The sequence below is a fragment of the Actinomyces howellii genome (assembly GCF_900637165.1).
Taxonomy (GTDB): Bacteria; Actinomycetota; Actinomycetes; order Actinomycetales; family Actinomycetaceae; genus Actinomyces; species Actinomyces howellii.
Window position 1 is genome coordinate 300,545 of record NZ_LR134350.1, and the last position, 23,233, is coordinate 323,777.

At 72.7% G+C, this 23,233-nt stretch carries 22 protein-coding genes; 20 read left to right on the plus strand and 2 right to left on the minus strand.

Going from position 1 to position 23,233, the window contains the following annotated elements; translation table 11 throughout:
* Positions 1-46 precede the first annotated feature (46 nt).
* The 18 genes from EL245_RS01330 (at position 47) to EL245_RS01415 (ending at position 18,235) form a co-directional block, all read left to right on the plus strand.
* The gene (locus EL245_RS01330) at positions 47-667 is read left to right on the plus strand and encodes an HIT family protein (RefSeq protein ID WP_232009906.1); all 621 of its coding nucleotides are present in this window, start codon (positions 47-49) and stop codon (positions 665-667) included.
* Between the two features lie 55 nt (positions 668-722).
* On the plus strand, positions 723-1,364 hold the full coding sequence (locus EL245_RS01335) for a CDP-alcohol phosphatidyltransferase family protein (protein ID WP_126381374.1): 642 nt from the start codon (positions 723-725) through the stop codon (positions 1,362-1,364).
* A complete protein-coding gene (locus EL245_RS01340) occupies positions 1,361-2,389 on the plus strand; it encodes a phosphatidylinositol mannoside acyltransferase (RefSeq protein ID WP_126381376.1) in 1,029 nt (342 codons plus the stop codon). Before EL245_RS01335 ends, EL245_RS01340 begins: the two co-directional genes overlap by 4 nt.
* Entirely contained in the window at positions 2,386-3,567 is a 1,182-nt protein-coding gene (locus EL245_RS01345) for a glycosyltransferase family 4 protein (protein ID WP_126381377.1), read from the plus strand. Before EL245_RS01340 ends, EL245_RS01345 begins: the two co-directional genes overlap by 4 nt.
* Before the next feature lie 2 nt (positions 3,568-3,569).
* Positions 3,570-4,259: a hypothetical protein gene (locus EL245_RS01350; RefSeq protein WP_232009823.1), complete on the plus strand. Its 690-nt coding sequence runs from the start codon at positions 3,570-3,572 to the stop codon at positions 4,257-4,259.
* A complete protein-coding gene (locus tag EL245_RS01355; protein WP_126381378.1) occupies positions 4,256-5,455 on the plus strand; it encodes a PrsW family intramembrane metalloprotease in 1,200 nt (399 codons plus the stop codon). Before EL245_RS01350 ends, EL245_RS01355 begins: the two co-directional genes overlap by 4 nt.
* Positions 5,456-5,659: 204 nt before the next feature.
* On the plus strand, positions 5,660-6,508 hold the full coding sequence (gene pdxS / locus EL245_RS01360) for a pyridoxal 5'-phosphate synthase lyase subunit PdxS (protein WP_197719468.1): 849 nt from the start codon (positions 5,660-5,662) through the stop codon (positions 6,506-6,508).
* Positions 6,505-7,260, plus strand: a complete 756-nt coding sequence (locus EL245_RS01365) for an NUDIX hydrolase (protein ID WP_331852813.1) — start codon at positions 6,505-6,507, stop codon at positions 7,258-7,260. Before pdxS ends, EL245_RS01365 begins: the two co-directional genes overlap by 4 nt.
* Positions 7,261-7,328: 68 nt before the next feature.
* Positions 7,329-8,012 carry a pyridoxal 5'-phosphate synthase glutaminase subunit PdxT gene (gene pdxT, locus EL245_RS01370; RefSeq protein WP_164719478.1) on the plus strand — a complete coding sequence of 228 codons (684 nt, stop codon included), beginning with the start codon at positions 7,329-7,331 and terminating at the stop codon, positions 8,010-8,012.
* A gap of 76 nt (positions 8,013-8,088) precedes the next feature.
* Entirely contained in the window at positions 8,089-8,850 is a 762-nt protein-coding gene (locus tag EL245_RS01375; RefSeq protein ID WP_126381384.1) for a YebC/PmpR family DNA-binding transcriptional regulator, read from the plus strand.
* Between the two features lie 11 nt (positions 8,851-8,861).
* Positions 8,862-9,536 carry a crossover junction endodeoxyribonuclease RuvC gene (locus EL245_RS01380; RefSeq protein ID WP_126381386.1) on the plus strand — a complete coding sequence of 225 codons (675 nt, stop codon included), beginning with the start codon at positions 8,862-8,864 and terminating at the stop codon, positions 9,534-9,536.
* A gap of 141 nt (positions 9,537-9,677) precedes the next feature.
* The gene (gene ruvA, locus EL245_RS01385) at positions 9,678-10,304 is read left to right on the plus strand and encodes a Holliday junction branch migration protein RuvA (RefSeq protein WP_126381388.1); all 627 of its coding nucleotides are present in this window, start codon (positions 9,678-9,680) and stop codon (positions 10,302-10,304) included.
* A complete protein-coding gene (gene ruvB / locus EL245_RS01390) occupies positions 10,297-11,328 on the plus strand; it encodes a Holliday junction branch migration DNA helicase RuvB (RefSeq protein WP_126381390.1) in 1,032 nt (343 codons plus the stop codon). Before ruvA ends, ruvB begins: the two co-directional genes overlap by 8 nt.
* Before the next feature lie 222 nt (positions 11,329-11,550).
* A complete protein-coding gene (locus tag EL245_RS01395; RefSeq protein ID WP_126381392.1) occupies positions 11,551-11,904 on the plus strand; it encodes a preprotein translocase subunit YajC in 354 nt (117 codons plus the stop codon).
* Between the two features lie 102 nt (positions 11,905-12,006).
* Positions 12,007-14,052 (plus strand): protein translocase subunit SecD, encoded by a 2,046-nt coding sequence (gene secD / locus EL245_RS01400; protein WP_126383869.1) that lies wholly within the window; start codon positions 12,007-12,009, stop codon positions 14,050-14,052.
* Positions 14,049-15,146, plus strand: a complete 1,098-nt coding sequence (secF, locus tag EL245_RS01405) for a protein translocase subunit SecF (RefSeq protein WP_126381394.1) — start codon at positions 14,049-14,051, stop codon at positions 15,144-15,146. The genes secD and secF overlap by 4 nt, the downstream gene beginning before the upstream one ends.
* Entirely contained in the window at positions 15,143-15,802 is a 660-nt protein-coding gene (locus tag EL245_RS01410; RefSeq protein WP_126381396.1) for an adenine phosphoribosyltransferase, read from the plus strand. The genes secF and EL245_RS01410 overlap by 4 nt, the downstream gene beginning before the upstream one ends.
* Before the next feature lie 99 nt (positions 15,803-15,901).
* On the plus strand, positions 15,902-18,235 hold the full coding sequence (locus tag EL245_RS01415) for a RelA/SpoT family protein (protein ID WP_126381398.1): 2,334 nt from the start codon (positions 15,902-15,904) through the stop codon (positions 18,233-18,235).
* Positions 18,236-18,260: 25 nt separating this feature from the next.
* Here the strand turns inward: EL245_RS01415 and EL245_RS01420 are convergent, their stop codons facing one another.
* Positions 18,261-18,944, minus strand: a complete 684-nt coding sequence (locus EL245_RS01420; RefSeq protein WP_126381400.1) for a hypothetical protein — start codon at positions 18,942-18,944, stop codon at positions 18,261-18,263.
* Between the two features lie 124 nt (positions 18,945-19,068).
* The gene (locus EL245_RS01425) at positions 19,069-20,667 is read right to left on the minus strand and encodes a DUF349 domain-containing protein (RefSeq protein WP_126381402.1); all 1,599 of its coding nucleotides are present in this window, start codon (positions 20,665-20,667) and stop codon (positions 19,069-19,071) included.
* Positions 20,668-20,937: 270 nt separating this feature from the next.
* Here EL245_RS01425 and EL245_RS01430 point away from each other — a divergent pair, with 270 nt between their 5' ends.
* Positions 20,938-21,753 (plus strand): MBL fold metallo-hydrolase, encoded by an 816-nt coding sequence (locus tag EL245_RS01430; RefSeq protein WP_126381404.1) that lies wholly within the window; start codon positions 20,938-20,940, stop codon positions 21,751-21,753.
* A 63-nt stretch (positions 21,754-21,816) separates the two neighbouring features.
* Complete coding sequence (gene hisS / locus EL245_RS01435; protein ID WP_408608377.1) at positions 21,817-23,232, plus strand: histidine--tRNA ligase; 1,416 nt, start codon at positions 21,817-21,819, stop codon at positions 23,230-23,232.
* Position 23,233: the final 1 nt, after the last annotated feature.

Sequence of the window (23,233 nt, forward strand, 5' to 3'; positions counted from 1 at the left end):
CCGTGAGGGCAGTGAGGGCGGTGAGGGCGGTGAGGTCCGGGACGCCCTGGAGGGCTGCGTCGTCGACGGCGTGCGTATCGAGGCCCCCTTCCAGCACCCCGACGTCCCCGACCCCTTCGGTCGCCTGTGGACACCGCACCGGCTGGTCTACGTCAGGGGCCAGGGCAAGCCCTCCGACGCCTCGGCCTCCCAGTGCCCGTTCTGCCGCGCGCCCGCACAGGACGACCGGGACTCCCTCATCGTCCACCGGGGCACGACCGCCTACGTCCTCATGAACCTCTTCCCCTACAACACCGGGCACCTGCTCGTGTGCCCCTACCGTCACGTCTCGGACTGGACCGAGGCCGATGCGCACGAGCGCGCCGAGATCGCCGAGCTGACCGCCCAGGCGATGGAGGTCGTGCGGCAGGTCGCCCACCCCCACGGCTTCAACCTCGGGATCAACCAGGGTGAGGTGGGGGGAGCCGGTATCGCGGCCCACCTGCACCAGCACATCGTGCCGCGCTGGACCGGCGACTCCAACTTCATGCCGATCATCGGCAGGACCAAGCCCGTGCCCCAGCTGCTGGGGGACCAGCGCGACATGCTCGCCGCCGCCTGGACCCCTCCGGCTGCGACTCCTGCGACTCCTGCCACGCCTGCATCCCCCGTGTCGACCGGCGACTGACCGTCCCGCCCGCCACGGGCACACACACTCGACGACACCCGACTCGAAGGACACCATGCTCGGACAGCACGGCCGCGGCCTGACCACGTCCCTGTTCACCCGCCCGGCCCTGGCTCTGGCCAGGGCAGGGGTGAGCGCCAACATGATCACGGTGACCGGAACCGTGCTCACCGTCGTCATCAGCGCCCTCACCCTGGCCCAGGGGCGCTTCGTCCTGGGTCCCGTCCTGCTGGCCCTCGTGGTCGTGGCTGACTCCTTCGACGGGATCCTCGCCCGGGCCACGGGCACCGGCTCGGCCTTCGGCGCGTTCCTGGACTCGACCATGGACCGTCTGGGCGACGGCGCCCTGCTGGGCTCCCTGGCGGTGTGGGCGGCCCTGCACATGGAGGCCGGGGCGCTGCGCACGACCACGGTGAGCGTCGCCGTGACGGCTGTCGTCCTGGCGGCCGCCGTCCCCTACGCCCGGGCCCGGGCCGAGGCGATCGGAGCCGACGCCTCGGCGGGCCTGCTTGAGCGCACCGACAGGATCGTCCTGACCGCCGTCGGCGTCCTCGCCGTGGGCCTGGGCGCTCCCCAGTGGGTCCTCACCGTGGCCCTGGCCCTCGTCGCACTGGGCTCCCTGGCCACCGTCGTCCAACGGGTCCTGGCGGTGCGCCGCCAGACCCTGCCCGCCGCACAGCCCGGAGAGCAGGCATGAGGCGCCCGGGGGTCCAGGACGCCTACCGCCTGGCCTGGCGGCACGCCCACCGGCTGCCCGCACGAGCGGGCTACGCCCTGTCTGCCCTGGCAGCGGACACGGTCTGGGCCGTCCACCGCCTGCGCGGCGGGCGCGACGGCGTCGGACAGCTCGAGCGCAACCTCGCCCGGGTCCTGCCACCGGGAACCACCCGGGCCCGGCTGCGTCGCACGAGCAGGCTGGGCATGCGCTCCTACCTGCGCTACTTCTACGAGGCCTTCGCCCTGCCGGGCATGAGCGAGGAGCAGATCCTCGCCCGCGTGCGCGGCGACGTCGACCCGGCGGTCCACGAGGACCTGCGTCGGGGCCCGGTGGTCGTGGCCCTGGCCCACACCGGTAACTGGGACCTCGCTGCCGCCTGGGCCTGCCGCGAGCTGGCCACCGTCCTCACCGTCGCCGAGCGCCTCGAGCCCGCCGACCTCTACGAGCAGTTCGTCGACTTCCGCGAGGGCCTGGGCATGCGGATCGTCGGACAGGGACGTGGCGAGAAGGTCTTCGACACCCTCGCGGCGGCGGCCGGCGACGGAGGCACCTACCTCATCCCGCTGCTGGCCGACCGCGACCTGTCCTCCAGCGGCGTCCCCGTCGAGCTGGCCGGGCACCGCGCCCGGGTCGCAGCCGGACCGGCGGCCCTGGCCCAGGCTCTCGGGCTCCCCCTGTACGTCGGCGTCATCCACTACGAGCGCCTGACCGGCGAGCGCCGTCGACGCGCCGGGTCCCCCTGGGGGGTCGTCGTCACGATCCGGGCCCTGCCTGCCCCGCAGGAGGGGAGCCCGCGCGAGCAGGTCGTCTCGGCCACCCGTGCCTGGGTCGGCGCCATGGGGCCGATGCTCACCGAGCACGCCGTGGACTGGCACATGCTCCAGGCGGTCTTCGAGGACGACCTCGACCCCGAGCGCCTGGCACGACGGCACGCCGCCGAGCAGGGGGGCGACGGCGAGCCCCCCGACGGGACCGCCTCCCGCACGAGTGAGGAGCCAGCATGAAGATCGGCATCGTGTGCCCCTACTCCCTCGACGCCCACGGCGGCGTCCAGGTCCACGTCATGGACCTGGCCGCCGAGCTGCGCCGTCGCGGGCACCTCGTCGAGGTCCTCGCCCCGGCCTCCGAGGACGCCGGGCTCCCCGAGGGGGTGACCAGCGCGGGCGAGGCCATCGCCATCCCCTACAACGGCTCGGTCGCCCGGCTCAACTTCGGCGCGGTCGTGGCCCGCCGCGCCCGCAAGTGGCTCGAGGCCGGCGACTTCGACCTGCTGCACATCCACGAGCCGATCACCCCCAGCGTCGGCATCCTCGCCCTCCAGGCGGCGACCTGCCCGGTCGTGGGGACCTTCCACGCCGCCATGGACCGTTCCGTGGCCCGCGAGATCCTCTCGCCCGCCGTCGAGCCCCTCCTGGAGCGGATCACCGCGCGGATCGCCGTCTCGGAGGAGGCCCGGCGCACCCTCGTGCAGTACCACGGCGGCGACGCCGTCGTCATCCCCAACGGGGTCAACGTCGCGCCCTTCGCCCAGGCCCCCCACGACGACCCCCGCTTCGTGGGCACCCCCGAGGAGCCCACGATCGCCTTCCTGGGACGCCTCGACGAGCCGCGCAAGGGGCTTCAGGTCCTTGCCGCCGCCGTGCCCGCCGTCCTCCAGGCCGTTCCCGGAGCCCGGTTCCTCGTCGCCGGGCGCGGTCAGGCCGAGGGGCACCGTACCGACCTGTCCCGATTCGGGGACTCGGTGGTCTTCCTCGGCGGGGTCTCCGACGAGGACAAGGCGGCCCTGCTGGCCTCGGCCTCGTGCTACGTCGCCCCGCAGACCGGCGGGGAGTCCTTCGGCATCGTGCTCGTCGAGGCCATGGCCGCCGGCACCGCCGTCATCGCCTCGGACCTGACCTCCTTCTCCGACGTCCTGGGCGCAGGACGCTACGGCGCCCTGTTCCGCAACGAGGACAGCCAGGACCTGGCACGCACCATCATCGAGACCCTCACCGACACCGCCGCCGCCGACGCCCGGCGGGCGGCCGCCCGGGAGGTCGTGGGCCGCTACGACTGGGCAACCGTCACCGACGCCGTGCTCGACGTCTACGACATGGCCCTGTCAACGGCCCACACCCGAGTGAGTATCGCCCCGGGCTCGCGCACCATCGTCGGCCGCCTGCGCGACGCGCTGGAGGAGTGAGCATGACCATCGAGCCGACACTCTGGGCCCTCGCCGGCGCGACACAGGCACCCGCCCCGCCTCCCGGGGCGCAGGCGTGGCTGCTTCCCGTGTCGATCCTGCTCGTCGTCCTGCTCGTCCTCGTGGCCGTGGGCTGGTCGCTGTACGCCACCGCGCTGCGGGTCGACAGGCTCCACCGCCAGGTGCTCGGCTCACGCGCCACGCTCGAGGCCCAGCTCGTGCACCGCGCCCAGGCCGCCGCCGAGCTGGCCCACACCGGTGGCATGGATCCTGCCTCCTGCCTCATCCTCCTGCGCGCCGCGCGACGGGCGCTGGACGCCGAGGGACCCCTGGTCTTCGACGGGCTCGACCCCGAGCGCGGCGCCTCAGGGACCCAGGACCCCGCCGGCCGGGACCTCGTCGAGTCCGAGCTCTCGCGGGTCATCCGCACCACCGTCGACCGGTCCGTCAGGCAGGAGCTTGAGGCCGACCCGACCGGGCGCGAGGCGCTGGCCAGGCTCGACCGCGGCTGCTACCGCCTCGTGCTGGCCCGACGCTTCCACAACACCCACGTCGCCGAGGCCCGGCGGCTGCGCGGGAGCACCGCCGTCCGGCTGGCCCACCTCGCCGGCCACGCCCCCATGCCCCAGACCTTCGACATCGACGACGAGACCCTGCCACCCGCCGACGACCACGAGGAGGCCCAGCCATGAGCGACCACGTCCCACCGGGCTCCAGCACGTGGGCGCCGCGCGCCGGGTACCGGCGCCACACCTACCGCCCGGCGCAGCCCCCTGCCCACCCCCAGACCGTGGACTGGACCCCGCAGGCCGACCGCCTGCTGCGCCGCTCCGCGATCGCCCTGTGGGTCCTGGGCGCGCTGGGCGTCGTCGGCTTCCTCATCGTCCTGGGCGTCATCTACGCCACCGCGGGCCAGGAGCTCTCCCGGCTGCTCCTGCCGATCGCCCTGGCCTTCGTCCCCCTGCTCATCGTCCTGTCGGCAGCGGGGTGGATCGACAGGTGGGAGCCCGAGCCGCTCGGGGCCCTGGCTGCGGCCTTCCTCTGGGGCGCCGGAGTCTCAACCGTCGTGTCCCTCGTGGTCAACACCTCGGCCACCGTCCTCGTCGCCCAGGCAACCGGCTCCCTGGACGGCGGCACCATGGTCTCGACGGTCGTCACGGCCCCCATCATCGAGGAGCTGACCAAGGGCCTGGGAGTGCTCATCATCTTCCTCCTGCGGCGCCGTGCCTTCAACGGAGCGGTCGACGGACTCGTCTACGCCTCGGTCATCGCCGGGGGATTCGCCTTCGCGGAGAACATCCTGTACTTCGTGCGGTACTCCGACGTCATCGTCCAGACCTTCATCATGCGCGGCATCGCCTCGCCCTTCGCCCACGTCATCTTCACGGCCTGCACCGGCATCGCCATCGGCTCCAGCGCGAGGATGCGCTCGCGACTCGCCTGGGTGTGGGTCACCCCGATCGGCCTGGCAGGAGCCATCATCCTCCACGCCTTCTGGAACGGCGTGCTGGCCGCGGCCCCGACGCTGTACTTCCTCGTCGCCATGCCCTTCTTCATGGCCTCGGTCGGCCTGGTCGTGTGGCTGCGCTGGAGCGAGCGGATGACCATGCGCTCCAGGCTCGGGGACTATCAGCGCGCCGGGTGGTTCGCCCCAGCTGAGGTGACGATGATCACCACTGGCTCGGGTCGCGCTGCGGCCCGCCGCTGGGCCAAGGGCCGTGGTGAGCCCTCGAGGCGTGCGATGAGGGACTTCCTCAAGGCCTCCTCCGCCCTGGCCCAGCTGCGCCAGCAGGCCATCGACGGGCACGCCGAGGCCGACTTCGCCACGCACGAGCAGGCGCTGCTGCGCACGGTGGTCGAGTCCCGCAAGGCCTTCACCGCACGGTGACCAGCGCCCGCTGCGCGGACGGCGCCTGGTCCCACCGGGGTGGCGCCCGCCGGGGCGCAGTAGCATGACCGCGGCACCACCGCCGACCCGTCGCTCCTCCCACGAGCGGGCGGGACCCCAGGCCGAGCACGATCGAGGACACCAGTGAGCGCCCAGGCAGACCCCACCACCGTCTCCACCGGAACGACCACCGTCAAGCGCGGCATGGCCGACATGCTCAAGGGCGGCGTCATCATGGACGTCGTCACCCCCGAGCAGGCCAGGATCGCCGAGGACGCGGGCGCCGTGGCCGTCATGGCCCTCGAGCGCGTCCCTGCCGACATCCGTGCCCAGGGGGGAGTGGCCCGCATGTCCGACCCCGACCTCATCGAGGGGATCATCGAGGCCGTCTCGATCCCCGTCATGGCCAAGGCCCGCATCGGTCACATCGTCGAGGCGCAGGTGCTCCAGAGCATCGGGGTCGACTACGTCGACGAGTCCGAGGTCCTCACCCCGGCCGACTACTCCCACCACATCGACAAGCACGCCTTCACCGTGCCCTTCGTGTGCGGGGCGACCAACCTGGGTGAGGCCCTGCGGCGCATCACCGAGGGGGCGGCCATGATCCGCTCCAAGGGGGAGGCGGGGACCGGTGACGTGTCCAACGCCGTGACCCACATGCGCACGATCCGCGACGAGATCCGCCGGCTGGTCAGCCTGCCCCCTGACGAGCTCTACCTCGCGGCCAAGGAGATCGGCGCCCCCTACGACCTCGTGGCCGAGGTGGCCGCCACCGGCGCCCTGCCGGTGGTCCTGTTCACCGCGGGCGGCATCGCCACACCGGCAGACGCGGCGATGATGATGCAGCTGGGCGCCGAGGGGGTGTTCGTCGGCTCGGGCATCTTCAAGTCCGGGGACCCGGCCGCTCGGGCCGCTGCCATCGTGAGGGCCAGCGCCCAGTTCGACGACCCGGCCGTCGTCGCCGAGGTCTCCCGCGGCCTGGGCGAGGCGATGGTGGGCATCAACGTCGAGGACGAGCCGGCCCCCCACCGGCTGGCCGAGCGCGGCTGGTGAGCGCCCTGCCCGCGACGCCGCCCGGCAGCCCCACCCGGGCGGCCCTCACCCCCGACGGGCGCCACCCCGCGCTCGTCCCGCCCGACTGGGCCCGGCACGTCGACCCCGCCGAGTGGAGGCTGGGACCCGACGGCCTGCCCTTTCGGCGGGCCGGCCGTGTCCTGGTCATCACCCGGGCCGCGGAGGCCCTGCTCCTCGCGGGTCACGACCACGCGGACAGCTCGCACTCCTGGCTCTTCACCCCGGGCGGAGGCATCCAGCCGGGGGAGGACGCCCGGACAGCCGCCGCCCGAGAGCTCGCTGAGGAGTCCGGGATCGTCGTCGACCCCAGTGCCCTGGAGGGGCCGGTGGCCCGGCGCGACGCCGTCTTCCGCTTCGCCTCCGTGGCCTGCCGCCAGGACGAGACCTACTTCCTGCTCCACCTCCAGGAGCGCGTCGCGCTCGAGAACGAGGGCTGGACCGACCTCGAGCGGGACGTCGTCGACACCATCGGCTGGTGGACCTCGGCCGATCTCGAGGCCGCCGCGCACGCGGGCCGGGAGATCTACCCCAGCGCCATGCCGACGCTCGTGCGCACCCTCAGCCGCGGCTGGGACGGCCGGGGTCTTGACCTGACCGAGTCCGCGGACGCCGAGCTGGTCGCGCAGATCGGAGCGGCGCCCCTGGACCACGTGGACCACCAGCCCCCGCGCCCGCCCGCCGCACCGGGACCACCGGCACGAGGGCACCGACCCGCGAAGGACCGTTCGTGAACCGTCTCCCGTCCCCGACCGCCTCCCAGGTTCCTTCCCAGGGCGCGGGCGCGCTCAGCCCCCGCGCCCTGTTCCCCCGCGCCAGCGCCCCCGACGCACGGCCGACCGTCGGCGTCCTGGCCCTCCAGGGCGACGTGCGGGAGCACGCCGCCGCCCTGGAGGCAGCGGGAGCCCGCCCGGTGGCGGTGCGCCGGGCCGACCAGCTCGTCGTGCGCGACGGCCTGGCCGACCCCGGTCTGGACGCCCTCGTCCTGCCCGGCGGGGAGTCGACGACGATGAGCAGGCTCCTGCGCTCCTTCGGCATGCTCGCCCCGCTGCGCGAGCTCGTCGGCGCAGGGCTGCCGGTCCTGGGATCCTGCGCCGGGATGGTCCTGCTGGCCGACCGGGTCGACAACGCGGGCGCCGGCCAGGAGCAGGTCGGGGGACTCGACGTGACCGTGCGCCGCAACGCCTTCGGCCGTCAGGTCGACTCCTACGAGGAGGACATCGTCGCCCCCCTCCTGGGCGCCGGCCCCGACAACCCCCTGCACGCCGTGTTCATCCGCGCACCGTGGGTCGAGCAGGCAGGTCCCGGGGTCGAGATCCTCGCCACCACGCGCGCCGGACGGGCGGGCCAGGAGGGCCGCGGTGCCCGCGGTAGGATCGTGGCCGTTCGTCAAGGATCCGTCCTGGCCACGTCCTTCCACCCGGAGGTCGGCGGCGACCACCGGATCCACGACCTCTTCGTCGCCATGGCGGCCCGCCCGAGCTGACAGGGCGGGCCGCCGACGGGAGCCCGCGGCCCAGGCCGGGGCCCCGTCGCCGTTCGCAGACTCCCAAGGAGCACACATGTCGGGTCACTCCAAGTGGGCCACCACCAAGCACAAGAAGGCGGTTATCGACGCCAAGCGCGGCAAGCTCTTCGCCCGTCTCATCAAGAACATCGAGGTCGCCGCGCGCACCGGGGGAGGCGACCCGGCGGGCAACCCGACCCTCTATGACGCCATCCAGAAGGCCAAGAAGAACTCCGTGCCCGCCGACAACATCACGCGCGCGGTCAAGCGCGGCAGCGGCGAGGAGGCCGGCGGCGCCGACTGGCAGACCATCATGTACGAGGGCTACGGACCGGCCGGTGTGGCCTTCCTCGTGGAGTGCCTCACGGACAACCGCAACCGCGCCGCCTCCGACGTGCGCGTCGCCTTCACCCGGACCGGCGGGTCGCTCGCCGACCCGGGGTCGGTCGCCTACAACTTCTCCCGCAAGGGCGTCATCGAGGTCGCGGCGGCCGACGGCGTCGACGAGGACTCCATCCTCCTGGCGGTCCTGGACGCCGGTGCCGAGGAGGTCGTCGAGGGACCGGAGTCCTTCGAGATCATCTGCGAGCCCACCGACCTCGTCGCGGTGCGCACGGCGCTGACCGACGCGGGCATGGACTACGAGTCCGCGGAGTCCCAGTTCGTGGCCGCCACCAAGGTCGAGGTCGACGTGGAGGGCGCCCGCCGGGTCATGCGCCTCATCGACGCCCTCGAGGACCTCGACGACGTCCAGAACGTCTACACCTCCGTCGAGGTCTCCGCCGAGGTCGCCGCGGCGCTCGACCAGGACGACTGACCGTCGCGAGCATGACGACCGTGGCGCCTCATGCCTCCGCACGGTCCCGGGGCGCGGTCGTCGCCGAGCAGCGGGTGCTCGGGGTCGACCCCGGGCTGACCCGCTGCGGCCTGGGCTGCGTCGACGTCGACCCGCGCCGTCGAGCCCGGCTCGTCGAGGTCGGGGTCGTGAGGACCCCTCCCGGCCAGAGTCCCGAGCTGCGGCTGCTCACCATCGCCCAGGCCCTCGAGGACTGGATCGCCAGGCTGGGACCCACGAGCCTGTCGGTCGAGCGGGTCTTCGCCCAGGACAACCTGCGCTCGGTCATCGGCGTCGCCCAGGTCATGGGAGTGGTCATGGTCGCGGGAGCCCGGGCAGGCATCGAGGTCGCCCAGCACACCCCCTCCGAGGCCAAGGCCGCGGTCACCGGGTCGGGGACCGCCGACAAGGCGCAGGTCCAGACGATGGTGCGACGGATCCTGGGCCTGGACGCCCTGCCCCGGCCCGCTGACGCCGCCGACGCCCTGGCACAGGCCATCTGCCACGGCTGGCGCGGCGGGGGCACCGGCCCCGACGGCGCGACCGACATGGTCTCGGCGGGCGGAGCGGTGCGGGTCAGCGCCCGCACCCCCGCCCAGCGGCAGTGGGCCGCCGCGCAGGCGGCCGCGCGCCGGCACGGCGCGGTCGACCCGCGCCGACGCCGCTGACCCTGCGCACGGGAGCCGGGCCGCCGCGGTGCGCCGCGCCCCCGCAGACGCCGACCTCCTGCTACTGTCTGGACAGGTGTTCGAAGCCTGGGGCGGGCCACCGCCCGTCCCCCGTTCTTCCCATTGAGGAGCCCCACCGGCATGATCAGCTCACTGCGCGGACCCGTGCTCGACGTCGGACTGAGCAGCGCCACCATCGAGGTCGGCGGTGTCGGGCTGTCCTTCCAGGCGACCCCGGCCACCCTGGCAGGCCTGCGGGCCGGCCAGGAGGGCACGGTGAGCACCGAGCTCGTCGTACGGGAGGACTCCCTGACCCTGTTCGGCTTCGCCGACGCCGACGAGCGCCACTGCTTCCGGGTGCTCATGGGCGCCAAGGGCGTGGGGGCCAAGCTCGCCCTGGCGGTGCTGGCCGTCCACACCCCCGACGCGCTGCGCCGCGCCGTCGCCTCCCAGGACGTCGCCGCGCTCACGCGGGTACCGGGCCTGGGACCCAAGGGCGCCCAGCGGGTCATCATCGACGTCGGCGACCGCCTCGGGCCGGAGGCCGGGTCGGCGCCCGGACCGCAGACGGCCCCGTTCGCCCCCGGCGGTCCCGGACCCCACCCTGACGTCGTGGCCGCGCTCGTGCAGCTGGGCTGGAACGAGGCGACCGCCACCCGGGCGGTCGCCGAGGTCGAGGCCGGGCGCGCCCCTGACGAGCCGGGCCTGAGCGTTCCCGAGCTCCTGCGTGCCGCGCTGCGCGTGCTGGGAGGCGGCCGACGTGGCTGAGGACGCCGGCGCCCGGGTCGTGGCCCCGGGCGCGGAGGAGACCGAGCGCGCAGCCGAGGCCGCCCTGCGCCCCAAGCGCCTCGAGGACTTCGTCGGCCAGCAGGTCGTGCGGGGCCAGCTCTCAGTGGTCCTGCGCGCCGCGCTGTCGCGCGGCGCCACCCCCGACCACGTCCTGCTCTCCGGTCCCCCCGGGCTGGGCAAGACGACCCTGGCCATGATCATCGCGGCCGAGGTCGACGGCGCGCTGCGCCTGACCTCAGGGCCGGCCATCCAGCACGCCGGGGACCTGGCCGCCATCCTGTCCTCCCTGGAGGAGGGCGACGTGCTGTTCATCGACGAGATCCACCGCCTGGCGCGCACGGCCGAGGAGATGCTCTACCTCGCGATGGAGGACTACCGGGTCGACGTCATCGTCGGCAAGGGGCCCGGAGCCACATCCATCCCCCTGGCCCTGCCCCCCTTCACGGTCGTGGGGGCCACGACCCGGGCCGGGCTGCTTCCCGCCCCGCTGCGCGACCGCTTCGGCTTCACCGGCCACCTCGAGTACTACGGCCCCGAGGAGCTGGGCCGCATCATCAACCGCTCCGCCAGGCTCCTGGGGGTGTCGGTCGACGAGGCCGCGGCGGCCGAGCTCGCACGGCGCTCCCGCGGCACGCCCAGGATCGCCAACCGCCTCCTGCGGCGCGTCCAGGACTGGGCCCAGGTGCACGGCACCCCAGGCAGGCTCGACATCGAGGCCGCCCGCGGCGCCCTTGAGGTCTTCGAGGTCGACGACCTGGGCCTGGACCGCTTGGACCGCTCTGTGCTCGAGGCCCTGTGCACCCGTTTCGCGGGAGCCCCGGTGGGCCTGACCACCCTGGCGGTCAGCGTGGGGGAGGAGCCCGAGACCATCGAGACCGTCGCCGAGCCCTACCTCTTCCGGGAGGGCCTCATCGTGCGGACCCCCCGTGGCCGCCAGGCCACGGCCGCGGCCTTCGCCCACCTGGGCCTGGCCGCCCCCGAGGACGGCGCGCTCTTCACCTGAGCCCGGCGGCAGCCCGGTGCGAGAGCACGGGCCGGTTCCCTGAGCGGCTGGTCGCGCTCTTGTCACGTCCAGGTGACGATCCCGTCGCAGTGGGTGCGGCGCGCCGGACACGTGACGCGTCTCGCGGCTGGTCCCCCGGCCGGTGGCCTAGACTCGGCGGGGTTGTTCCCGGTCCTCGCGGGAACGTGTCTGACGATCGGAGTCCTCCACATGCCGGATCCCATGATCATCATGATCATCGTTATGCTCGTGGCCTTCTGGCTCATGTCGCGCTTCGCGCGCAAGCAGCAGGCCAGGATGATCGCCGAGCAGGAGCGGCGCACGGAGGAGGCCCTTGTGCCGGGCACCTGGGTGCGCACCCGGGCGGGCTTCTACGGCACGGTCGTCGAGGTCGACGGCGACGTGGTGACCTTGGCCACTCCTCTGGGAGACGAGTCCCTGTGGGCGAAGAACACGATCGTCGGTGCCGAGGAGCCCCCCTTCGCCTCGACCCAGGACGAGGAGGACGACGGCGCTGACGGCGCTGACGGCGCTGACAGCGACCAGGACCCTGACCCCGCCGGCGACAAGGCCTGACCCACCCCGCCCACCCTGCGGCAGGCCCCTGCCGCCGACCACCTCCCAGGAAGGGACCGCGTGTCCAGCACCACGACCACGCATCCAGGCCGTCGCCTGCTCATGATGCTGCTCATCCTCGCGATGGGCTTCGGGGCCCTCGCCTACGGCGCAGCCTCCGGCCGCACCTCGCTGACCCCGGGCCTCGCCCTCGACCTGGAGGGCGGGACGCAGATCATCCTGACGCCGACGACCTCCGACGGCTCGGAGATCACCAACGAGGACGTCGACCAGGCCATCGAGATCATCCGCCAGCGCGTGGACGCCACCGGTGTAGCGGAGGCGCAGATCTCCCGCCAGGGAGGCCAGAACATCGTCGTGTCGCTGCCGGGCACGCCGAGCGAGGAGACCCTCGAGCTCGTGCGTACCTCCGCGGTGCTCTACTTCCGCCCGGTCCTGCGCATCATCCAGGGCAGCGCGGCGCAGATCGCCACCGCGCAGAACGAGTACGTCGCCTCCGCCCAGGCCTCTGCCCAGGCCTCGGTTCCGGCCACGCAGGACCCGGCTGCGGCGGCGACCCAGGACCCGGCCGCGGCGGCGACCCAGGACCCGGCCGCCGTTCCCACCGAGCTGAGCACCGTCACCCCCGAGCAGGTCGCGACGACCTCTGCCGACCTCAACGGCGACGGGACGATCAGCCCTGACCCGCTGGCGGCCACGAGTGAGGACAGCTCCTCGGACTCCTGGATCTCCGAGCAGCTCATCTACGACGCCTACATGACCGACTGCACCTCCCAGGAGGCCCTGGCCGGCCAGGCCCAGGACCCCACGAAGGCGGTCATCTCCTGCGCCAAGGACGGCTCGGGCACGGTCTACCTCCTGGGCCCGGCCGACATCGCCGGCACCGACATCGAGACGGCGACCTCCGGCCTGGAGACCACGAGCCAGGGACAGACGACGAACAACTGGGTCGTCTCCGTGGAGTTCAACGACAAGGGCACCGCGCAGTTCGCCGAGGTCTCCAAGCGTCTCCTGTCCTACCGGGACGCCGCGGCGGCCGCGAGCACCTCGACCACCGGCGCGACGTCGACGGACGCGCAGAAGGCCCAGTTCGCCATCGTCCTGGACGGCCTGACGATCATGTCCTCCGGCTTCAACTCCAGCGTCACCGCTCCGATCACCGACGGCCGCGTCCAGATCAGCGGCGGCTTCAACCAGGCCAGCGCCAACACCCTGGCCAACCAGCTGTCCTTCGGCTCCCTGCCGCTGACCTTCACCGTCCAGTCCGAGCAGCAGATCTCCGCGACCCTGGGCACCGAGCAGCTGCGCAACGGGCTGCTCGCCGGGCTCGTCGGCTTCGCGCTCATCATCGTCTACCTCGCCTGGCAGTACCGGGGGCTGAGCGTCGTCGCGGTGGCCTCCCTCGTCATCGCGGCCGCGACGACCTACCTGGCGATCGCCCTGCTCAGCTGGACGATGGGCTACCGCCTGTCGCTGGCCGGGGTGGCCGGTCTCATCATCGCCATCGGCATTACGGTGGACTCCTTCATCATCTACTTCGAGCGCGTGCGCGACGAGGTCCGTCTGGGGCGCACCCTCGTCGTCGCGGTCGACGAGGGCTGGAAGCACGCCCGGCAGACGATCATCGTCTCCGACGCCGTCAACCTCGTGGCCGCCGTCGTCCTGTACTACCTCGCGGTGGGCGGGGTCCAGGGCTTCGCCTTCACCCTGGGGGTGACCACCGTCGTCGACCTGGCGGTCATCGTCCTGTTCACCCACCCGCTCATGGTGTGGATTCTGCGCCTGCGCTTCTTCGGCGAGGGTCACAGGCTCTCGGGACTCGACCCGGAGCACCTGGGCGCCCGCTCGGCCTCGACCTACGGCAAGGGCCGTGAGGCGGCCATCAGCGCGGTGGCCGGTTCCCTGGCCCGACGCAAGGCCGAGGACCGCCGGAGGGCCGGTGCCGACCCGGGTGAGCCCGGCGAGGACGGTCTCGATGCCGAGGACCGCCGGAGGGCCGGTGCCGACCCGGGTGAGCCCGGCGAGGACGGTCTCGATGCCGAGGACCTCGAGGACGTCGAGCACGTCGAGCACGACGAGACCCCGACCCGCTCGCAGGCCCAGTCAGACTCCTCCACCCCGAGCGGAAAGGACGGTGAGGACCGGTGACCTCCCTGGCTCAGCTGGGCAACAACCTGTACTCAGGGACCACCTCCATCCCCTTCGTCCCCAGGCGCCGGGTGTGGTACTCGATCGCCGTGGCCGTCATCGCGCTGTCGGCGGTCCTCCTGGGCACGGTCGGGCTCAACCCCGGCATCGACTTCAAGGGCGGCTCGGAGATCACGGTCTCCGGCCTGTCCTCCCCCCAGGTCGGCCCCGCCAACGAGGTCCTGAGGTCGGAGGGGATGTCGCAGGCCTCGTCGGTGACGACGATGGGTTCCTCGGCGGTGCGGGTCCAGACCAACGAGCTGTCCAAGGACGAGCTCGACTCCCTGTCGGCGGCGCTTGCCGATGCCTACGACGCCGATCCCGCTGAGGTGTCGGCCACGACCATCGGACCGACCTGGTCCTCGGACGTGACGAAGAAGGCGGTGCGCGGCCTCGTCGTCTTCTTCCTGCTCGTCGGGGCGCTCATCTGGGCCTACTTCCGCACCTGGAAGATGGCGGCGGCGGCCCTGCTCGCCCTGGCCCACGACATCGTCGTGACGGTGGGCGTCTACGCCCTGTCCGGCTTCGAGGTCTCGCCCGCCACGATCATCGGCGTCCTGACGATCCTGGGCTACTCCCTCTACGACACCGTCGTGGTCTTCGACAAGATCCGGGAGAACACCAAGGGCTTCGAGGCCCAGACCCGCTCGACCTACGCCGAGCTGGCCAACCTCGCGGTCAACCAGACCTTCGTCCGCTCGATCAACACCTCCGTGGTCGGTGTGCTGCCGGTGGCCTCGCTGCTCGTGGTCGGCGCCTTCATCCTGGGCGCCGGGACGCTGCGCGACATCGCCCTGACGTTGTTCATCGGCATGATCGCGGGCACGCTGTCCTCGATCTTCCTGGCCACGCCGCTGCTCGTGGACCTGCGCTCGCGTGAGAAGGGGATCCGCGAGCAGGCCACGAGGGTCACCCAGGCGCGCGCTCGACGCCTGGCCGAGGCCGACGACGAGGAGGCCGCGGCGCTGGCCGCGGCCCCGGTCGCCGCACCGCTGGTCCCCGGTCACCACCTGGGTGTGCACGCCCAGCCCAAGAGGAGGAGGAAGCGCTCATGACGGCGTCCTCACCGTTGCCCGGCGCACCGTCGGTCTCGTCGAACACCCCCGTCCCGTCGCCGGGCTCGCAGTCGCGGCCCGTCCGCGCCTGGGACGGCCCCCTTGACGAGGCCCCAGAGCTGTCCGGCGTGCTTACCGAGCTCGTCGTGGACAACCTGCGGGAGATCCCCGACTTCCCCGAGCCCGGCGTCCTGTTCCGCGACATCACGCCGCTGCTGGCCAACGGCAAGGCCTTCGCCAACCTCATCGACGGCCTGGCCGCCCACTACCGGGGGCACATCGACGCCGTCGCCGGCCTGGAGTCGCGGGGCTTCGTGCTCGCCGCGCCCCTGGCCGTGCACCTGGGCCTGGGCATGATCACCGTGCGCAAGGGGGGCAAGCTGCCGGGACCGGTCCTCGGTGAGGACTACAGCCTGGAGTACGGAACCGCACGGATGGAGATCCGTCCGGACACGGTCGTGGCGGGGCAGCGGGTCCTCGTCATCGACGACGTCCTGGCCACCGGTGGGACCGCTGCCGCCTCGATCTCGCTGCTCGAGCGGGCAGGCGCACAGGTCGTCGCGGTGTGCATGCTCCTGGAGCTGGCTGGCCTGGGCGGGCGCGAGAGGCTTCCCGGACGCAGGATCGACTCGGTGGTCACCTTCCCCGCCTCCTGAGCCGGACCGGGGCCGGCGGCGCACCGGCCGCGTCACGCCGGTTCCTCGCTATTGCCTCTGGATGTCTGATGAGAGGCCGGACACGGTTATGATCCGGTCATGACGGAGACCAAGAGCAGCAGCGACCTCGGGGAGGGGACGGTTGTCCCCGGCTCGCGGGTGCGCAGCCGCCTGGCCTGGTTCGGGTCGCGGGGGCACTCGACGCCCGCCGCCATCGAGCCGCTCATGCGGGCGCTGCGCGCCAACCACCCCAAGGCCGACACGGGCCTCATCGTGCGCGCCTACGAGGTGGCCGAGAGGGCGCACGCCGGGCAGCGACGCAAGTCCGGCGAGCCCTACATCACCCATCCCGTGGCCGTGGCGACCATCCTGGCCGAGCTGGGCATGACGCCGCAGACCCTGGCCGCGGCCCTGCTCCACGACACCGTCGAGGACACCGACTACACCCTGGACCGCCTGCGCGCCGACTTCGGTGACGAGATCGCCCTGCTCGTCGACGGCGTCACCAAGCTCGACAAGCTCCAGTACGGCGAGGCGGCCGCCGCCGAGACCGTGCGCAAGATGATCGTGGCGATGTCCAAGGACATCCGGGTCCTGGTCATCAAGCTCGGCGACAGGCTCCACAACGCCCGCACCTGGCGGTACGTCTCCGCCGCGACAGCGGCGCGCAAGGCCAAGGAGACCCTCGAGATCTACGCCCCGCTGGCCCACCGCCTGGGGATGAACACGATCAAGTGGGAGCTGGAGGACAGGTCCTTCCGCGCGCTCTACCCAGGTGTCTACGACGAGATCGAGCACATGGTCGCCGAGCGGGCCCCCGCCCGCGAGGAGTACCTGCGCCAGGTCCGCCTGCAGATCGAGGAGGACCTGAGGGTCAACAAGATCAAGGGGACGGTGACCGGCCGGCCCAAGCACTACTACTCGATCTATCAGAAGATGATCGTCCGCGGCAAGGAGTTCGACGACATCTACGACCTCGTGGCCGTGCGCGTCATCGTCGACACGGTCCAGGACTGCTACTCGGTCCTCGGTTCCCTGCACTCACGGTGGACCCCGATGTCCGGGAGGTTCAAGGACTACATCGCGGTCCCGAAGTTCAACCTCTACCAGTCGCTGCACACGACGGTCGTGGGACCGGGTGGCAAGCCGGTCGAGATCCAGATCCGCACCGCGGACATGCACCGCATGGCGGAGTACGGGGTCGCTGCGCACTGGAAGTACAAGGAGGATCCCAACGCCACGGGTCCGAGCCCGCGGGGCGGCGGTGCGCGCTCGGCGGAGGCCGCCGAGATGGGCTGGCTGCGTCAGCTCGTCGACTGGCAGAAGGAGACCCAGGACCCCGCTGAGTTCCTCGAGTCGCTGCGCTTCGAGATGGCCGGCACCCAGGTCTACGTCTTCACCCCGCGCGGAGACGTCGTCGCCCTGCCGGGAGGCTCGACGACCGTCGACTTCGCCTACGCCGTCCACACCGAGGTCGGTCACCGCACGGTCGGGGCGCGTGTCAACGGCAGGCTCGTCCCCCTCGACACGACTCTGGAGAACGGTGACACCGTCGAGGTCTTCACCTCCAAGGCGCAGGGCGCGGGTCCCAGCCGTGACTGGCTGGGCTTCGTCGGCTCGAACCGTGCTCGTAACAAGATCCGCGCCTGGTTCTCCAAGGAGCGCCGGGAGGAGGCTATCGAGGGGGGCAAGTCCGCGATCGCCAGGGCGATGCGCAAGAAGGACCTGCCCATCCAGCGGCTCATGAACCACGACTCCCTCATGGACGTGGCCAAGACGCTCGACAAGGGCGACATCGACGGCCTCTACGCCGCCGTGGGGGAGGGGCACGTCTCGGCCCAGCACGTCGTGGCCACGCTCGTGGCCTCGGTGGGCGGTGAGGCGGGTGCCGAGGAGACCCTGGCAGAGGGTGTCCTGCCCACGAGGGCTGCCTCGGTCCACCACCGGACGCGCTCGGGCGACTCCGGCGTCGTCGTCGAGGGCATGGGGGAGGGTGACGTCTACGTCAAGCTGGCCCGGTGCTGCACACCCATGCCGGGCGATGAGATCGTCGGCTTCATCACCCGTGGCTCGGGCATCTCGGTGCACCGCAGCGACTGCCACAACGTCGAGCAGCTCGAGCGCGAGCCCGAGCGGATGCTCAAGGTCCACTGGGCCTCCCACGCGCAGAGCGCCTACCTCGTCCAGATCGACGTCGAGGCCCTCGACCGCGGTGGCCTGCTGGCCGACATCACCCGTGTCCTGGCCGACAACCACGTCAATCTCATCAGCGCGACCATCGGCACGTCACGCGACCGGGTCGTCACGGGCAGATTCGTCGTCGAGCTGGCTGCAGCGAGCCACCTCGACCACACCCTGACCTCCTTGCGGCGCATTGACGGGGTCTTCGAGGCACGGCGCTCGACCTCGGCGCCCCGGCGCCAGCCCTCCTGAGGCGCCCCGGTCCCGGGGACGACGGTCAGCGGATCCGGTCCGGGGCCCGTGCGCCCGGTGCCACGAGCGCGTCGAGGATCCCCTGGGCTCGGCGGCGTCCCTGACGGTCCGCGCCCGCGCACCCGGTGAGCGCCATGCCCAGGTCCTGCCGGCCCAGGCCTGCGGCCCGGGCGAGCAGGACCGCCTCGACGGCGAGCGCCGGGGGACCCGTGCGCGCCACGTCGACCGCGGCGCGAGCCAGGCTCGAGCAGCGCAGGCCGGCGAGGGTGACGACGTCCCGGGCGGGGAGGCGGCTGCGGGACACCGAGGCGGACGGCGCCGTCCGACGCCCGTCGGTGCACGAGACCGTCAGCTCCTCGGGGGGCATGCGCCCGGTGTGCACCCACAGCGCAGCAGCGCCGACCACGACCCCTCCGTCAGGCACGAGGGGGGACAGGAAGTGCGCGCGGGCCGGGCTCGAGGCCACGACGTCGGCCGGCACGAGGCGTCCGAGCACCGACACGAAGAGCGTGTCGTCGAGGTGGGTGCGCAGGACCTCCAGCTCATCGACGGGCAGTGCGGTCAGGATGGGCTCCAGGGGCCGGGGAAGGGCGTGGGACAGGGCCGCTCGGGTACGGACCCTGGCGTGCTGACGGCGGGGACGCGCCCGCGCCCGGCGCAGCGGGGTCGGCGAGGGGCACGGGGAGCCGGAGTGAGGTGAGGCGGTCACCCCACGAGCATGCGCCGACCGGGTCCCGCCCGCCAGGCCGGTCGTCCCGGCTGTGGACAACTCCTCACACCGGTGGCCCCGCCAAGGGCGGGGCCACCGGTGCCGCGATCGGGTCTCGTGGTGCTCAGGCCCTAGCCGAGCGACGGACCTGGTCGAGCCAGGCGCGGCGCGCGGTCAGCGCAGCCTCGGCCTCAGCGACCTTCGTCGAGTCGCCCGCGGCCCGCGCGGCGGCGAGGTCCCTCTCCAGGCCGGCGATCGAGTCCTCGAGCTGTCCGGCCAGGCCTTCGGCCCGTGCCTTGGTCTCGGGGTCGGTGCGGCGCCACTCGGCGTTCTCCGCCTCCCGGATCGCGTCCTCGACGGCCCGCATCCTGCCCTCGATACGGCGCACGGCCGCCCGCGGGACCCGGCCCACCTCCTCCCAGGCGTCCTGGATGGGGCGCAGCGCCTTCTTGGCCGCCTTGACGTCCTTGATCGGAAGGAGGGCCTCAGCGCGGGCCACAAGCGCCTCCTTGGCCTTGAGGTTCTCGGCGAACTCGGCGTCCGTCGCCTCGTCCTTGGCCTTGCGCGCGTCGAAGAAGACCTGCTGGGCGGCACGGAAACGGGCCCACAGGGCGTCATCGACCTTGCGGGAGGCCCGACCGGCGCGCTTCCACTCCTCCATGAGCGCGCGGTACTTCGCCGAGGTCCCGGCCCAGTCAGTTGAGGTCGACAGCTCCTCGGCGCGCTTGATGAGTGCCTCCTTGGCCGCCTTGACCTGCGCCTGCTTGGCGTCGAGCTCACTGAAGAACTGGCGCCGATGCCGGTCGAAGGTGGTCCTGGCGTGGCTGAAGCGCTTCCACAGGGCGTCCTCGGTGGCCCGGTCCAGTCGGGGACCGCGCCGCTGAGCCTCCTTCCACTGCTCGAGCAGCTCGCGCAGCTCCGCGCCCGAGCTCTTCCACTGGGTGCGGGCAGGGTCCTGGGTGCTGATGGCCTCGGCCCGCTCGACGATCGCCGTGCGGTCCTTGAGCGCCTGTGCCTTGGCCGCCGCGCGCTCGGCCGACACCGCCGCACGGCGCTCGGCCGCCACCGCCTTGAGGGCGGCGAAGCGGGCGCGCAGCCCCTCGAGGTCACCGACCGCCGCGGGCTGGGCCAGGGACTGCTCGATCGAGGACAGCGTCGAGTCGATATCACGCACGTTCAGCTGGGGAAGGCGGGTGGCGAACAGGTCGACGGATGCCTTGAGGTCGAGGTAGCGGCGCACGTAGAAGGCGATCGCCTCGGCCACCGGCGCGTCGGGGAACTGGCCGACCTCGCGCTCGGTACCGCCGTCCTGGACATAGACCCGGCCCTCGCCGTCCACACGCCCCCACTTGGCGGCGTCCATGGCCTCCTGGGGGTCGACGACGGGATCTGCCGGCGCGGGGGCCGCAGGTACCGCGACCGACGGCGCCTCACCGGTCTCGGCCGGCTCGGTCTGCGCAGCCGGCTCGGCGTGCGCAGTGGGCTCGGCTGCCTCGGTGGGCGCAGTCTGCTCGGCTGTCTCGGTGGGCTCGGCGGGCTCGGCTGCCTCGGTGGGCGCAGTGGGCTCGGCTGCCTCGGCGGGCTCAGCCGGCTCGGTGGGCTCAGCCGGCTCAGTGGGCTCGGCCGGCGAGCTGATGCCGGCCTCGACGGTGGCGGAGTCGGGCTCCGTCGCGGACGTGGCAGTGGGGTCCAGCTCGGTGTCGGGCTGCTTCTGCTCGGTCACGGTGTGCTCCTTCACGGGTTGACGGGGGGGACCGGGCGACCGGTCCGTTCCGTGCGCGCCCGACCCGCAGGCCGGGAGGTGTGCGGATGCCGCCGGAAGGCGACAATGAACCGGAGTCTACGTCCTCACCGCAGCGCAGTCAGTCCCCGTGCGCCTCTCGGTGCGATCCGGCTCACCTGCGGCGCTGGTGAGGCTCCGTCGGCGGGACCACTCGACGGCCCTGCCAGACCGCCACCGGCCGTCGCGGCGCCGATCATCTAGGCTCGGGCCATGATCCTTGAGCGCACAGTCGCCCCCGTCTTCGGCGCCAACTGCTACGTGCTCGCCCCGGGCCCCTCCTCCCAGGCCGTCGTGGTCGACCCGGGTGCCGGGGCGGCCCCCGGTGCGCTCAGCCTCCTGCTCTCCCACGGGCTGAGCCTGGGGGCGGTCCTGCTCACCCACGGGCACGCTGACCACGTGTGGGACACCTCGGCACTCATCGAGGCAGCCCGTGAGCGGGGGGCGGTCGCCCCGGGCGAGGGACAGGTGCCCGTCTACGTTCCTGCGCCCGACCTCTATCGCCTTGACGACCCCTCGGGTACGACCGGCATCCACCTGGCCACCGGCACCTCCTTCGCGGACCTGGCGCCCGGCCCGTGGCGCAGGCCCGGCGACGTGCGCCCCTTCCCCGAGGCAGGGTTCTCACAGCCGGTCGAGCTCGTCCCCGGGCTGGCGATCCGGGCGGTCGCGGCGCCCGGGCACTCCGAGGGCTCCAGCCTGTTCCTCCTCGAGGCCGTCCTGGCGGACAACGCCCTCATGCGTGAGGCGGGGGCCGGCGAGGAGGACCCGACGACCGCCGACCAGGAACGAGGCCACCTCATCGCCCTCGACGGCGACGTCATCTTCAAGGGCTCGGTCGGACGCACCGACCTGCCCGGAGGCGACCCGGTCCAGATGCTCGGCACTCTTCGCTTCCTCGCCTCGGCGATCTCCCCCGAGACGGTCCTGCTTCCCGGCCACGGCGCAGCCACGACGATGGCCCATGAGCACCGCGGCAACCCCTACCTGGCTGAGGCCAAGGTGCGCGGGGGAGACCTGCGGGCCTGACGTGGAGGGGCCCGGGGAGGCGCGAGCGGATCGTCCCCGACGGGGCGTGACACAATGCCGCCCATGGTGACTACGGCCCCGGCGCGTCAGGCGCTCTCCTCCTTGTCCGGCTTCCCCGAATGGCTGCCCGCGGGCCGCGTCATCGAGCAGTACTTCCTCGACACGCTGCGACGCACCTTCGAGCTCCACGGCTTCAGCGGCATCGAGACCCGTGCGGTCGAGCCGGTCAGCCAGCTGACCAAGAAGGGAGAGACCTCCAAGGAGGTCTACCTGCTCTCCCGCCTCCAGGCGGACCCGGCCGAGACCGAGTCGGCCGACCCCGCCAAGCAGCTCGGACTCCACTTCGACCTCACCGTCCCCTTCGCCCGCTACGTCCTCGACAACGCGGGCCTGCTCACCTTCCCCTTCAAGCGGTACCAGATCCAGAAGGTCTGGCGGGGCGAACGCCCCCAGGAAGGTCGCTTCCGGGAGTTCAACCAGGCCGACATCGACATCGTCGGGGACGGGGCGCTGGCCCTGCACCACGACGTCGACGTCCCCCTGGTCATGCACGAGGCCCTGTCCCGCCTTCCGATCCCCCCGGTGACCATCCACCTGTCCAACCGCAAGGTCGCCCAGGGCTTCTACCAGTCCCTGGGAGTGGCTGACGCCAACCTCATCGAGGTGCTGCGCGTGGTCGACAAGCTCGACAAGATCGGTCCCGAGGCGGTGGCCACCGAGCTCGTCTCCGTGGTGGGGACCACCCAGGCCCAGGCGCGCGCGGCCCTCGACCTGTCCGCCGTCACCGGCTCCGACCCCCAGGAGGTCAGCGCTCGTGTGCTCGCGGCCCTCGACGGCGCACAGCCCACCGGGCTGCTCACCGAGGGTCTCGAGGAGCTGACCGTCGTGCTGACGGCGGCGGCACGACGCCGTCCGGGGGCGATCATCGCCGACCTCAAGATCGCCCGCGGGCTGGACTACTACACCGGCACCGTCTACGAGTCCTTCATGGCCGGGCACGAGGACCTCGGCTCGGTGTGCTCCGGCGGCCGCTACGACAGCCTCGCGAGCAACGGAAAGCGCACCTTCCCCGGGGTCGGGATCTCCATCGGCGTCTCGCGGCTCCTGTCCCGCGTCATGGCGGCCGGCCTGCTCGACGTCACCCGCGCCGTGCCCACCGCGGTCCTCGTCGCGGTGACCGACGAGGAGCACCGGGGCGCCTCCGACGCCGTCGCCGACACCCTGCGCGCCCGGGGCGTCCCGGCCGACGTCGCCCCCAGCGCGGCGAGGTTCGGCAAGCAGATCCGTTACGCCGACAGGCGCGGGATCCCCTTCGTGTGGTTCCCCGGAGGCGAGGGGGAGCAGGACTCGGTCAAGGACATCCGCTCGGGCGAGCAGGTCGAGGCCGACGCCGCCACCTGGGAGCCGGCCGACCCGGCCGACCTCGCCCCACGGCTCCTGGCACCGGGCGACCAGGGGGACACGCGCCGGGGGGCCTGAG

Coding starts and splice junctions, on each gene's coding strand:
- EL245_RS01335 (WP_126381374.1), top strand. CDS start 723: ATGCTCGGACAGCACGGCCGCGGCCTGACCACGTCCCTGTTCACCCGC.
- EL245_RS01340 (WP_126381376.1), top strand. CDS start 1,361: ATGAGGCGCCCGGGGGTCCAGGACGCCTACCGCCTGGCCTGGCGGCAC.
- EL245_RS01345 (WP_126381377.1), top strand. CDS start 2,386: ATGAAGATCGGCATCGTGTGCCCCTACTCCCTCGACGCCCACGGCGGC.
- EL245_RS01350 (WP_232009823.1), top strand. CDS start 3,570: ATGACCATCGAGCCGACACTCTGGGCCCTCGCCGGCGCGACACAGGCA.
- EL245_RS01355 (WP_126381378.1), top strand. CDS start 4,256: ATGAGCGACCACGTCCCACCGGGCTCCAGCACGTGGGCGCCGCGCGCC.
- pdxS (WP_197719468.1), top strand. CDS start 5,660: ATGGCCGACATGCTCAAGGGCGGCGTCATCATGGACGTCGTCACCCCC.
- EL245_RS01375 (WP_126381384.1), top strand. CDS start 8,089: ATGTCGGGTCACTCCAAGTGGGCCACCACCAAGCACAAGAAGGCGGTT.
- EL245_RS01380 (WP_126381386.1), top strand. CDS start 8,862: ATGACGACCGTGGCGCCTCATGCCTCCGCACGGTCCCGGGGCGCGGTC.
- ruvA (WP_126381388.1), top strand. CDS start 9,678: ATGATCAGCTCACTGCGCGGACCCGTGCTCGACGTCGGACTGAGCAGC.
- EL245_RS01395 (WP_126381392.1), top strand. CDS start 11,551: ATGATCATCATGATCATCGTTATGCTCGTGGCCTTCTGGCTCATGTCG.
- secD (WP_126383869.1), top strand. CDS start 12,007: ATGATGCTGCTCATCCTCGCGATGGGCTTCGGGGCCCTCGCCTACGGC.
- EL245_RS01410 (WP_126381396.1), top strand. CDS start 15,143: ATGACGGCGTCCTCACCGTTGCCCGGCGCACCGTCGGTCTCGTCGAAC.
- EL245_RS01415 (WP_126381398.1), top strand. CDS start 15,902: ATGACGGAGACCAAGAGCAGCAGCGACCTCGGGGAGGGGACGGTTGTC.
- EL245_RS01430 (WP_126381404.1), top strand. CDS start 20,938: ATGATCCTTGAGCGCACAGTCGCCCCCGTCTTCGGCGCCAACTGCTAC.
- hisS (WP_408608377.1), top strand. CDS start 21,817: ATGGTGACTACGGCCCCGGCGCGTCAGGCGCTCTCCTCCTTGTCCGGC.